The sequence below is a fragment of the Spirochaetota bacterium genome (genome assembly GCA_026415295.1).
In the GTDB taxonomy this organism is placed as follows: Bacteria; Spirochaetota; JAAYUW01; order JAAYUW01; family JAOAHJ01; genus JAOAHJ01.
On sequence record JAOAHJ010000023.1, the window covers coordinates 114,702 to 128,828 of the forward strand.

General features: G+C 24.7%; 10 protein-coding genes. 1 reads left to right on the forward strand and 9 read right to left on the reverse strand.

Features of this window, described 5'->3' with window-relative positions:
• Position 1: 1 nt before the first annotated feature.
• Positions 2-1,324: a pyridoxal phosphate-dependent aminotransferase gene (locus N3A58_05405; protein ID MCX8058830.1), complete on the forward strand. Its 1,323-nt coding sequence runs from the start codon at positions 2-4 to the stop codon at positions 1,322-1,324.
• A gap of 39 nt (positions 1,325-1,363) precedes the next feature.
• Here the strand turns inward: N3A58_05405 and N3A58_05410 are convergent, their stop codons facing one another.
• The 9 genes from N3A58_05410 to N3A58_05450 all read right to left on the reverse strand — a co-directional run bounded on the left by N3A58_05410 (position 1,364) and on the right by N3A58_05450 (position 14,076).
• A complete protein-coding gene (locus N3A58_05410) occupies positions 1,364-1,912 on the reverse strand; it encodes a nitroreductase family protein (protein ID MCX8058831.1) in 549 nt (182 codons plus the stop codon).
• Positions 1,913-1,922: 10 nt separating this feature from the next.
• Positions 1,923-3,854 (reverse strand): beta-galactosidase, encoded by a 1,932-nt coding sequence (locus N3A58_05415; GenBank protein ID MCX8058832.1) that lies wholly within the window; start codon positions 3,852-3,854, stop codon positions 1,923-1,925.
• A 70-nt stretch (positions 3,855-3,924) separates the two neighbouring features.
• Positions 3,925-4,446 (reverse strand): hypothetical protein, encoded by a 522-nt coding sequence (locus N3A58_05420; GenBank protein MCX8058833.1) that lies wholly within the window; start codon positions 4,444-4,446, stop codon positions 3,925-3,927.
• A 41-nt stretch (positions 4,447-4,487) separates the two neighbouring features.
• The gene (locus tag N3A58_05425; protein MCX8058834.1) at positions 4,488-5,564 is read right to left on the reverse strand and encodes an ABC transporter permease; all 1,077 of its coding nucleotides are present in this window, start codon (positions 5,562-5,564) and stop codon (positions 4,488-4,490) included.
• 105 nt (positions 5,565-5,669) lie between these two features.
• Entirely contained in the window at positions 5,670-6,713 is a 1,044-nt protein-coding gene (locus N3A58_05430; protein MCX8058835.1) for an ABC transporter permease, read from the reverse strand.
• A gap of 98 nt (positions 6,714-6,811) precedes the next feature.
• Positions 6,812-8,392, reverse strand: coding sequence for a sugar ABC transporter ATP-binding protein (locus N3A58_05435; GenBank protein MCX8058836.1), 1,581 nt, complete (start codon positions 8,390-8,392; stop codon positions 6,812-6,814).
• A gap of 293 nt (positions 8,393-8,685) precedes the next feature.
• Positions 8,686-9,888, reverse strand: a complete 1,203-nt coding sequence (locus tag N3A58_05440; protein MCX8058837.1) for a DUF3798 domain-containing protein — start codon at positions 9,886-9,888, stop codon at positions 8,686-8,688.
• Between the two features lie 105 nt (positions 9,889-9,993).
• Complete coding sequence (locus N3A58_05445; GenBank protein MCX8058838.1) at positions 9,994-12,519, reverse strand: hypothetical protein; 2,526 nt, start codon at positions 12,517-12,519, stop codon at positions 9,994-9,996.
• Positions 12,520-12,594: 75 nt separating this feature from the next.
• A complete protein-coding gene (locus N3A58_05450; GenBank protein MCX8058839.1) occupies positions 12,595-14,076 on the reverse strand; it encodes a radical SAM protein in 1,482 nt (493 codons plus the stop codon).
• Positions 14,077-14,127 lie beyond the last annotated feature (51 nt).

Below are 14,127 nucleotides of genomic sequence, written 5' to 3' on the forward strand. Positions count from 1 at the left end.
TATGAAAAAATATAACTTTAACAAAATTATTAATAGAAAAAATACCTGCTCTATCAAATGGGAAGGTAATAAACTTTTTAATAAAAAAGAAAATCTTATACCTTTATGGGTTGCGGATATGGATTTCCCTATTCCAAAAGAGGTTGTTAGAGAAGTTAAAAAAAGAGCTTCTCATCCAATTTATGGATATACAATAAGACCAAATTCTTATTTTGAAACTATTATAAACTGGTTTAATATAAATTATAATTTTAAAATACAAAAAGAATGGATTATTTCAACTCCCGGAATCGTACCAGCAATTAACTTTGCTATTCAAGCATATACAGAACCTCAAGATAAAATTATAATACAAACTCCTGTTTACTACCCATTTAACGATTCAATCATTAATAACAATAGAATTCCTATTCATAACAGTTTAATTTATAAAAAGTTAGATAAAAATAAAGAAGAAAATATTATAAATGAGCTAAAAAAGAGATTTATAAATCAAAATTATAAAAAAAAAGGTGAGTTAAAATTAAATTTATATTCATGGTTTATAGATTATGATGACTTAATCAATAAAATTGATGATAAAACAAAAATGATAATACTTTGCAATCCTGCAAATCCAGTTGGAAGAGTTTGGACTTTCGAAGAACTTAAAAAGTTAGGAGAAATTTGTCTTGAAAGAAACATTATTGTATTATCAGATGAAATACACTGTGACCTCTCTATGCAAAATCATAAATATGTTCCTTTTGCTTCTATCTCTGATGAAATTTCTAATATTACAATAACTTGCACAGCAGCAAGTAAAACTTTTAATATTGCTGGTTTATATAATTCTAACATAATTATAAAAAATGAAATTTTAAAAAAAAAATATTTACAAGTTTTACTAAAGAATGGACTTGGAGCAGCAAATCTATTTGGTATAATTGCAACAGAAGCAGCTTACAGATATGGAAAAGATTGGTTAATTCAAGTAAAGAATTATATCTTTGAAAATTATCTTTATACTATCTATACATTTTCTCAGAATCTTCCAGATGCCAAAATTACTTTACTTGAAGGAACTTTTCTTGTTTTAATAGACTTTAATCCATATAAAGAAAAAATTATTAAAATTATTAATAAAAAATTCCCAAATAATTTACTTGAATTTGAAGATTTTGATAAAATACTCAAGATTTTTTTTGAAGATCTATGCAACATATGGGTTGATGAAGGGATTAAATTTGGAAAAGAAGCATCCGGATTTATGAGAATTAACATTGCTACATCAAGATTTATTTTAGAAAAAGCATATAAAAATATATTTAATTTATTATCATAAAATTGAATCAATTTTTATTTAAAATTAATTTTAAATCAATTATCTAATCTGCAAGATCTCTTCTAAATTTTTTCTCTCTGGTCTATTTAGTTCTCTCTCTATTTGATCTTTGTTTAATTTATTATTGTCTAAATTATCATCTTTTTCCCCAATAATTATCAAAGTTATTACTTCTGAATCATTTTCCAAACCTAGTAATTCTTTTACTTTTTGTGGTGAAAAACCAGCTATAGGATGAGCAACATATCCTAATTCTGTAAACAATAATATTAAAAATCCTACAAATATCCCTGTATCAAAAGAATAATAAAACCTATCTTTAATAATACAATCATAATCTTTTTTACTCCAGATTGCCAAAACTGCAGAAGCTTCATAACACCATTCATTACCCTTTGAATAAACACTCTTTAATTTTTGAAGAATCTCGTTTGATATGCATGCAACAACTCTCCATGGTTGATTATTAAAACATGAAGGTGCAAGAAGAGCCAACTCAACAATTTTTTTTATTTCATTTATATCAATATTCCCTTTCTTTAAATTTCTATAAGCTCTTCTTTTTTCAACTGCTTCTCTTATATTCATATAAACCCTTTTATATTTTTATTTCAATAATTTCATAAGGTTCAATAATATAATCAAAAAAATTAATTGTTTCGTTATTATAGTTAATAACATAAATTTTATCTATTAGTATAAATAGTTCCAGATTTTTTTTATTCAGAATTTTTAAAATGAATTCATCTATATCTAAATCAGAAATATTTTTAAAAATTTTTTTTAATTTATATATAGGAATCATATTACTTGGTATAAATTTCCTAATAATTTTATTTAATTCAACAGAATTAAAACAAGAGGACAGATAAAGTGTTTTCTTATCTTCTGAAATAATAAATGGTACTATTATATCCTTTCCTTTGTATTCCAATCTTTCAATCCAGTAATCTCCAGTAATTTCCATTCCATTATAACTAAAATTAAAATCTTTTATTGCTCCAAAATCAATTATTTTAAATTCAATATTTCTAAAAACTTTAATTAAACTCTCATTTAAATTTATTCTATTATATTGATCTTTAATATCTGTCATACAAGTTACTATAAGATAATTTTTAAATGATTTTATTTTTTCTTTAATTTCATTGTCTAGATAAATTGCATAAGGAAATATTAAAATATCAAATTTATTTAAATTTTCTTCATTTTTAAATATAAATTCAGGTATAAATCCTAAAGATTTAAAGACCTCATAAAAGTTAAAAATTCCTTCAATATAAGAAAAATCTTTAGATACGCTGTTAATTGAATGAATAAAACTATTTTCATAATCAAAATATATTCCAACCTTATATTTGTTTCCAGAATCTTTGTTAAATTGATTTAAATTTCCTTTTATTTTTTTTTCTTCTTTATTTATATAAAAATCATGTAAAATTTTTAACCTTGGAGAATCCTCTGTTTTACCATTATAATTCAATATAGCATTATGATATTGTTCAGCTCCAAAACTTAAAGCTCTATCTCTAAATATAAGAATATCATCTGCATTGTGTAAAAATCCTTGATAAATCCAACACTTTAATATTTCATAGGGATAATACCAATTTCTTTTTTGCCAATTAACCCTTCCTGGTTGCAATTCCATTATTGTAAAAGGTTTCCTTTTTAAAGAATACATTAATGAATAATTCATAGAAATTAAAGCTGGATTAAAAATATCAGATGGTATATAACTGTCATATGATACAAAATCATATTGCTTTGCCAATTCAAAATAATCAATTTCTGTAAAATTTACCATAAAGTTATGAGTTATTGCTTTGTTTGAATATTTTCTTATTAACTCCTCTTGAAAATTGGAAAATTCAATTATATTTTTTGTAGTAAATCTATAAAAATCAAGATATTGATGAGGATTTGGTAAAGCATTTGTCTGTTTAGGTGTTTCTATTTGATCAAAACTATTATACATTTGTGACCAAAAAACAGTTCCCCATGCTTTATTAAGATTCTCTATAGTTATATATTTATTTTTTAAATATTTTCGAAATTTTTCATCACATTTTTCACAATAACAATATGTTGTCCCTTCACAACCAAACTCATTATCTATTTGCCAAGCATATAAAGATTTTGAATCTTTATATCTCTTTATAATCTTTTCCAACAATTTTGATATGTATTCTTTATAAATATCACTTGAAAAACAATAGTGTCTTCTAGAACCAAAATTTCTAATAGATCCATCTCTATTTCTTTGTAAAATTTCTGGATATTTTCTTATAAGCCATGCTGGAGGTGTTGCAGAAGGAGTGCCAAAAATAATTTTCAAACCTAGATTTTCAGAGATATTAAAAACTTTATCAAATAGATCAAAATTAAAAATTCCTTCTTCTGGCTCAAATATATCCCAAGCAAACTCACCAATTCTTATTATCTCTATTCCATTATTAATAAAAGTATTTAAGTCATTCTCAACTCTATTTTCTCCCCAATGTTCAGGATAATATGCAACTCCTAACATAAATACCTCTTTTTGAAAATTGTTCAAAATTATTAGAATTTTTTTTAACTAATTCAAATTGTAACAAATATTATTCAGATTGAGGAGTAGTCTCAACTTCTTCTACTGGAGCTTCAATTATATAAATTGAAGACCATTCTGGATGATCCTCATAAAGTGCTGCTAAATTCCATAAATATTGAGGTATATCTTTTTCAAATTCTATATTTTTTTCAATTCTTTTTACTAAATTTTTACCATCATAAAATTCAAAAATAACATTTTTTTTATGCCATGGTACAACAATTTGTCCAGGAACTCCCACAAAATAAGTTAAAACATTTTCTTTGTAAATTTTCTTTTTAAAAATTTTAAACCAAATTTTATCCATAACCATCAAGAGAGGACTAGGTTCTACAGCAGAAATTATTTTGCATGTATACTTTGCAGGAATTTCTGTCCCATCTTTTGCAATAAATTTTTGATTTACAATATTTATAGTATGTCCTTTCCCAATATTATAAAGTGCAACACAAACTAAAATATATAAAATTATGAATATAAATCTAATAAAGTTTCTAAAATTAAATATTTTCAATATATTTAATCTCATATTTCTTCCCTTTAATTATTCTTTCTAGTACATATTTCTATTTATTTTACTTTATTCTTATTAAGTTCATTAAACCTTATAGCCTCTCTCTCTTTCTGTTTTTCTTTAAATCTCTTCCAAGAATATAATACTAAAGCAATAGCTATAATTCCATAAGAAACAAAAACTCTGAAATATTCACCAACTTGAGCATTTCCTATTAAATTCTTACCTGCCATAGGAGAAACTATGAACATTAAATGAAACAAAATAACTCCAAGAAAAACATTACCAATAGAAGCATTACTAACTGTAGCACCTCCTACTAAAAGAGAAGCAGCAGCAAATTGTCCTGTTTGATCATGGCTATTATAAGTAGAAAGAGTCCCTATGTTTTGTAAAAATATTATTTGACCAATTGATGCAAGAACAGTAGATATAACAATAGCTATTAATCTAGTTCTATCTGCATTAATACCTGAAGATTCCGCGATAAGTCTATCTTGACCTACAGCCCTCATGTCTTGACCAAGTTTAGTTTTAGTAAACCAAATAATAAAAAGACAAAACAAGAAAATTACTATATAAGTTCCTATTTGTAACTTAATGCCTGGATCAAAATCAGTTTGAAGTATATTAATTGGTATAAGATCATCTAAACATTGTCTTATCCCTTGTAAATTAACAGCATTTCTAATACCAAATCCTCTTGATAAAAGAATCAATTTATTTCGTATAGGAATAACAGGCCCCATTAAATATAAGACTACAAATTGATAAAAACCATTCATAAAAAATCCAAGAATCATAGAAGTAACCATCTCTCTACCTTTTGATCTATTAAGTATATAACCACATAAAAACCCAAGAATAACTGAAAATGGAATAGCAATTAAAATAGCTAAAAAAAATCCTGGTAATCCAACAATACTCCAATCTGTGATAAGTATCAATGAAATTTGTCCTGCCATTGCACCTAAAACCATAGCAAAATTAATACCCATCCCAGCCATAATAGGTAAAAGAAGCGAAAGAACTAAAAAAGAGTTTCTTGCAAGTCTATTTAAAAGCTCATTTACTAAATACTTCCATGAAAAACCAGAAGCAGGAATAGTTATTATTAAAAAAATAATGAACATTATAGGAACAGGGTATGAAATAAAAATCTTTTTAAGATTTTCATAAAATCTACTTAAAATATTACTTTTATTTATACTATTGATATTTTTATTCATATTTTCCTCTTATCCTCTTACTTTTGTTTTTCTTGTTAAAGCATAAAGGATCATTCCCATAGATATAATTATTCTAAATATTTCTGACATGTCAGTTTTTAATGCACTATTTATTACTGATGGAGCCATTGTTAAGATTCCTTGAAAGAGAAAAGCTCCGATTAACACATTTGCTATGGTTGCTTTATGAACAGAAGCTCCTCCAAGTAAGATAGCAGCAACTGCTGGAAAACCCAGATAAAAAGGCCCATTGTAAATTTGAATGAAACCATAACTTTGTTCATAAATTATTATACCTATAGCACCTAAAACTGTAGACATTATAACTGAAAGAGTTCTAATTTTATCTATATTAACACCAGATGCTCTTGCATAGTCAGGATTTGAGCCAACTGCAGTCATAGCAGTACCTGTTTTTGTGTGAAAAAAAGCCCAAATTAAAAAGCACATTAAAGCAAAAAACAAAAACATTCCTGTAGGGAAATAAAAATTTTCACCAATTCTAAAAGCTAAAATATCAGATAAAGCTGATTGCCAGAATTTTTGAACAGATATAGTTGTTCTAAGTCCCTTCCCTGCATATCCCCAAACCATTACTGGGCTTTTAAAAGGCAATAATAACCACAAAATACAGAAAAATGAAACAGAAGAAAATCCAACATAAGTTGCGATCATCATCTCATCACCTTTTACTTTATTTAAAAGATTGCCATATGCCCATCCAAATAAAATAGCAAAGGGTATTGCCATAAAAATTGCAGCAAAAAGACCAAAAATACCTGTTAGATTAAGTTCTATAGATAATAAGGCACCTAAAATACCAGCTAAATAACCAAGAGGTAAACCAAAATTTAAACCACAACCTGATTGAACCATAGGAACTAAAGCTAGTACCATAGTAGCATTCATACCAACTCTTACAAGAGTATCTGAAATAGACCTAGCTAAATTTAGCTTAACAAGTGGTGCACAAGCGAAAAGAATTATTAAAAATATTCCTATAATAATCCTTGGCCATCCTGCTTTTTCTATAAATTTTTTAATACTATCCATATATTATCCTTTTATTTAATAATTAAACTATTAAAAATTTTTTCAATCCTTGTTAAATATTAATATCATTTAAACTTAAATCTACTAAATAAATAAAACTAAACTTTTTGTCCAACCATTAATAAACCAAAATCATCTAAGCTTGAATCGGATGGTAATATTCCAGAAACCCTTCCATCATCAACAATTGCTATCCTGTCACAAATTGATCTTAGCTCTTCAAGCTCAGATGAAATTATAACTATAGTAGTTCCATGTTCTCTATTATATTCTTTAATTGTTTCAAGAACCAGTTTTTTAGCACCAACATCAATTCCTCTTGTCGGTTCAGAAACAAAAAGAACCTTTGGGTTTAAAGCAAAAGCCTTTGCAAGACACACTTTTTGTTGATTCCCTCCTGATAATTCCTGGACATTTTGTTTTGAACTTACACATTTTATTTCAAACTTTTTGATATAATAATTAGCTAGCTCTTCAAGTTCCCTATCATTTCTCCACTTTATTAAACCTCCTAGTAAATTTTTAATATATTTATTTTGAATTTGCATTGCAGTAAAACCAATATTCCAATCTATTGGCTCTTCAAGAAGTAATCCTACGCCTCTCCTATCTTCAGATACAAAAGCAAAACCGTTTTCTATTACTTTTTTAGTATTATTTATATCAATTTTTTTGCCTTCAAAATATACTTCACCACCAGATGGATATAATCCCATTATTCCATTAGGTATACCGAGTTTCCCTTGACCAGCCAATCCTCCTATTCCAAATATTTCTCCCTTATAAACATCAAAAGAAACATCATAAACATTCTCCCCAGGCATATCGACCCATAAATTTCTAACTTCTAATAAAGGTTTCTCATTATAAGTATTTAAATTTGTTCTCCTTTTTGCTTCCTCTTTAATCTCCCTACCTACCATCCAATGAACTATCTGTTTCATATCAGTATTTTTAGTTTTTGCCTCACCTACAACTTTACCATCTCTCAATACAACAATTCTATCTGAAACACTTAGAACCTCATTTAATCTATGACTTATAAAAATTACTGAAATTCCTTTTTTAGCTAAATTTCTTAATGAAGTTAATAATATTTCTGCTTCTTTCTCAGTTAATACAGCAGTAGGCTCATCTAATATGAGTATTTTCGTAGTTTCCCTTTCCAATTCTCTTGCAATTTCAGTAAACTGTTTATGACCAACAGGCATTTCTGAAACAAGCATATCTGGATCTATATTAATTCCTAGCATTTCAATTGCTTTGGAAGCTCTATTTCTAAGTTCAACAAAATCAATAGTTTTCATTCTTTCACCAAAAAGCTCAACTAAGAAATTGTATTTTAATGGTTCCTTATTTAAACAAATATTTTCTTTTGCAGTAAAGCCAGGTAATAATGAAAACTCTTGATGAACCATTCCTATTCCTGCATTTATAGCTTCAAAAGGTGAATTAAACTCACATTTTTTATCTTCAATAAGTATTTCTCCCCTATATCCACCAGTTTGATTAATTATTGGCATTCCAAAAAGAATTTTCATTAGCGTACTTTTACCTGCCCCATTTTCACCTACAAGGCCGAGAACTTCGCCTTTTTCAAGATATAAATTTACATTGTTTAAAACTACATTTCCAAAAAAATCTTTTGTTATATTTTTCATTTCAAGAATTTTTCCCATTAAAAATACCTCTTTTTATATTTAATTATAATTTGCTAACGAATAAAATTAAAATAATTAATTTTAACTAAAAATTAACGCCACTATAATAAATTAATTAAATTCATAATAAAAAAAATTACTAATTTTAATAAAATTTTTAATCAAAAATATTATTTTACTACATTAAACCTTACAATTGTCTTATAATTGTTAATAATTAAAAACTTTATTTTAAAAATTCTTTAAAAAAATAAATAAAAAGGCATAAGAGCTTTTAGCTCTTATGCCTTATAAAAACCAATTTAATAAAATTATTTAATTTTAAAATATTTTTCAGGAACTACTTCTTTTGTCATACCAAGATAACCTAAACCAAATACATAAGTGTCTTGATATAATAAAACATGGTTCTTCTTCTGTTCTCCAGTAGCCATGTCTATATAATATGAACCATTCCATTCAGCACCAGGAGTAAACTTCATATATGCATCCATTAAATCTTTAAAGTTTTCAAGTTTTGCAACACCTTCAATTATTCTTTTTGCAAATTCACCTAAACCTGCTGTTGTTGTATAACCATAAGAGTAAGCCCATGTACCCATTCTTTTAGCTCCACCTGCTGCAATTACAGCATCTTCAACTTTTTTTAGAATTGCTGGCCAATTTCCTGCTTCTTTAGAAAGATCTATTCCTAAAGCACCAGGATACCCCATTAAAGGTGATGGTAAATCTGCTTCAACAAAGAAACCCCCAAGTTCAGCAATTCTCTTTAACAATGGTTCAGTATGAGCATCATTTGTACAGAAGAAAGCAGCTTTTTTCCCATATTTCTGTAACCATTGTGGTACTTTTTCTAAAATATATTGTTGAGCTCCTGCAACACCTACATCTGTTGTTGGATCTGGAGCTGTTTCAAAAGCAAATTTTAATCCCAAATCTTTACAAGCTTCTTGCATTATATTTCTTCTTCTTGAAAGAAGTTCATAACTCATATGTCTTGGGAATGAAATATGAACAAAAGTGTCTGCTCCCATTTTTTTTGCTGCTAAAATAATTAAATAGCCTCTTGCTACATTATCAGCATTAACTGCTAAATCAGCAACACTTTCAATAACATTTGGATCTTCATGTGGTTCACCAGCAAACAAAAGTATTTTTCTATTCGGATATTTTTCTCTAATTCTTCTAAAAGCTTCAGTAGTTCCTGGAACAGCTTGATTTACAATAATTGCTTTCATCAATGGATCATCTGCTAAAGCTACTATTTGAGATATAGTTGTTTCCATTTCTGAAGTAAAATTATCTGGGTAAGTAATATGTTTGATCATTCCTCCTTTATCAGCATCACCATAAAGAGCTATCAATGCTTCCGCACCTCTAAGATCATCTTCACTTTGAGATACAGTACCTGTTACAATACCAATGTGAAATTTAGCTTTTGCAGCTTTTTTGCCACAGGAAAAAGAAAACAAAACAAGAAAAATAACAAGTAAAACTACTAAAAATTTTTTCATAGAAATCTCCTTCTTAAAAGTTTTGAATTGCTACTATCATTTAAATATTATTTAGTAAATTGTCAATAATTTTTATAAAAATTATTATTTTATAATAAAAATTATTTAAAAATAAAAACTTAATTCAAAAGATATAGTTAGAGGGAAATTTAATTCAAGGGCACTTCTATTATTAACATTAAATTGGTTTTCTCCAAATTCATTTCCAATATCTAAAATATTATAAAATGCAATCTTTAAAAAATTATTAATATTAATTATTAAATCTATTCTCCATAAACTATCTTCCCTTGGACCTCCTTTAATTCCATATATATTTTCTGCTTGAATTGTATCAAACAAATAAGCTATTTGGCCTGATGAACTTTGAAATATTCTATAAAAAGAAAATGGTTGGCCATCTTTGTATCTTATATTAATGTAACACCAAATTTCATCTAATATCCTAAATCCCATAATAAAATTAAAAATATATGCCCTATCATTGTCTGTTCTTCCATAAGAAGTCTTGTCAAAATATGAATAATAAGTATTAGGATTAGCAAAGGAATAATCAAGAGCAAGTAAATCATTGTTAGAAAATCCATTCCCAAAAGTTGTCACCCCTACTACCTGATGGGTTTTAAAAGCTGTTTTAATAAATAATTTTTGATCTATTAAATATATAAGTTCTATTTTCCCAGATATCGAATAATCAAGGTACCTATTATCACTATTTTTTAAAATATAATATTTTTCACCTTCTTTATAAAAATAAACTATTGTTTCGTTTATATTTTCATAATACATATACTTATTAATATCATCATCAAATACTAAAATAAACTTGTTTAATATTATTTTACCTGAAAATTCTAAATTTATTGTAAAGTTATTATTAATGATAAAATCAGTTCCAAAAATTGCTCCATAAATAGATGGTAATTTAAGTTTATTATCTACCTTTGTGAATTTACCTCCCAATGTATTTATTAATATAAAATCATTATTGTTATTTTTATAATATACATAAACATCAAAAAAATTAGGATTTAAATATTTTAAATATTCAAAATTTAAGTATACATTTTGTTTATAAATATAAAAATAAGGAGAAACCTTTTTATCTTTTTTAATATTAGCTAGTTTTATTTCAAAAAAAGGTGAAACTAAAAATAAATTATTTAATAAATTATTATTCAAATATAAATTTATCCCTAACCCTGCATTAATTGATAATATATAGTTACTCAATAAACTTAAATTGGAACTAAAGAATATTTCATTTATTGAATTATAAAATAATTGTTTTTCATAATTTATATTAATTTTACCATATTCAGCATTCTGATAATAAATTTTGTTTTCAATTGAATCATTATAATAATTAAAAATAAAAAATGTATTTCTAGTATTAAATTTCAGTTTAAATAAATCTTTTGTTTTACTTAACCCAAATAAATTTAATATATTATTTAAATCAACATTTATAAAATTTAATACAAAAATATCAAAAAAACCTTCAAAATAAATGGGGAATAAACCTTCTCCATCAGGATCGATTATATTAAAGAAAAATGATGGATTTATATGTTTAAAATCACTATTTATAAAATATATAGAGTAAGAAAAATTACTTTCTCTAATTAAATTCAAATTTTTATAAAATAAATTATTCAAAATATTAAAAATTTTATAACTGTAATTTTCTTTTTCTTGTTGTTCTTCAAATTCATTATTTTTATTTAATTCAATATTATCTTGATATTTTTTTTGAGAGAATATCCCAAACATAGTATACGAAAATTTTAAAGTTTGTTCATATTGAAAACCACATTGGTTTTTAAAATTTGAAATGTATCTTAATTCATATATAAAATATGGTAAATTTTCATCTTTACAATAAAAATTTTTGTCTAATAAAGTTGTAATTAAATTAATATTATGCATTACTTGAAAAACAAAATAATTTTCCAAATAAGACATATTATTATTAGAATCATAATAAAATGAATTAAAACTTCTCTCTCCTTTTAAGAAATACAAATTAACAAAGTTGTTATTATTTATTTGCTTTGTTTTATTATAATCTTCTAAATTAAAAAAAAAGTTAAAAGATGTTTGATATTTCAAATGTCTTCTATTATGAAAAGGAGAAATCTCTCTTTCTAAAGGATGTATTCCTAATAAAAATGATTTAACATTTAAAGAATTTATAAAATCATATAAATATTTCCCTACTATTAAACTAAAATTATTATAACCATTTGTATATGAAAAATTTATAAAACTTTTTCTATCAAAGTTATATTCTAATATTATATTTGATAGGCTTATATTAATAAAATCTATTAAATAAGTTACAGGAATAAACAAAGAAGAACCTGGAATTATTGGGTTTGAGAAATTACTGCTATTCAAAAACCAATCAGTTATCAAAAAAGAATTATCATAAACTGATATAGCTTGAAAATCTATTACTGTAAAACCACCAGATTCTTCTATTAATGATAAAAAATCTGGAAATAAATATTCTATAAAAGATAAATATGATTGATCATATGCGTAAATTTTACTACAATTCAATATTATAAAAATAACAAAGAAAATTGTTAAAAATATTAGAGTCCTATTTCTGAAAGAAAATGTCAACTTATTCTCCTTTAATTCTAAAAATTGAGCATAAATTTTTTTATTAATTAATAAAATTAATAATTTAATTTATTTTTATATAATTTTTCCTTCTCTTGACATCCTTTTATATTTTCTGACTAAATCTTCATTAAAATCAGTATTATAAAATGTAAAAATAGCAGGATTATGCCACAAAAAATCTTCAATATTATTTTTTATCTTACCCTTTCTATAATTTTCTAAAATTAAATCATAATAAAAAGTTCCTTTAATAGGTGAATAAAAAGCAAAATAAGTTTTATATCCTCTTTCTGTTAAATAATTAACTGATTCCCTTACTTCTTCAATAGTTTGGTCTGGCAATCCTATAAGTAAATAAAATTTAATAAAATCTTTATTAATTTTATTTCTTTCAAGAATAAAAATAAGATTATCTAAATCAATTCTACTAAATTTATAACCTCTTTTTAAATTTGACTCTTCATTTATAGATTCAAAACCAAATCTAATCATTTTAAAATTAAGTTTTTTAAACCAATATGCAATTTCATCGTCAAAATATTTTATATGAATAGCATTTGGAAGATAAAAAGAAAGTTTTTCATAATTATTCAAATCATCAATATTATTTTTAAAGTTATTAGTATTTTTTATATTTTCTATTTTATGAAACAAACTTACTATATGTTTTTTATCAAATAATAGAGCATCGTCATAAAAAGCTATATTATAAATCCTATTTCTGATAAAAAAATTTATTTCATCTTCTAAATAATTTATATCAATTTTATAAAATTCTCTATTTATTATTTTTGAAGCACAATATTTGCAATTAAATGGACAACCAACAGTTGTTCTTATAATTCCATAATTTAATTTTTTATAAACTTCCCATAATGGAAAAATAACTTTGTCAAGGTTAATATCATTATAATTTTTGCAATTACTAAATAAACATTTTTTATTTTCTAAATATTTATTAAGATTATTTAATTGTTTTTCATTAACTAATTTATTATTAATAAGAAAAATTAAAAAAGAATTTAAATTTTCAGGAGCAATACCATCAATTAAATTAACTAAATTCCCATAATTTAATATTATATCACCTTTATATAAAATTGAAAATAAACCACCTATATATATTTTAGAATTTTTAGAGTGCTTTCTTAAAATTGGAACAATTTCATAAATTATATTATAATGAAAAGAAAAATTAATATTAACGAAAATATAACCAAACTCATCATTATTATATAATAAATCTGTCATATCTTCATTAGATAAACCAAACCTAAAATATTTTTTCCCTGTTACCTTAAGTACTTCGGGTAATTCTATTTCATATTTGTAAAACTTTCCAGTCCCATCCTCTTTGGTTTTCCCTTTTATATACAAATCTCTATTATTAAAATATTTTAAGTTTTTATCAAGACAATCTATAAAAACAAAATCTATATTCAAAATTTCAAGTAATTTAGCTAATTTAAGCATCCCATATGGTTTTGAGAATAAATCATATTGGGAAAAGTCATTGACTGGTGGGTTAAATAGCAATATTCTATTATTTGTCATAAAACCAACATTATTTAAAAAAGTAGGATTATAAAATTATTTTGAAATAAA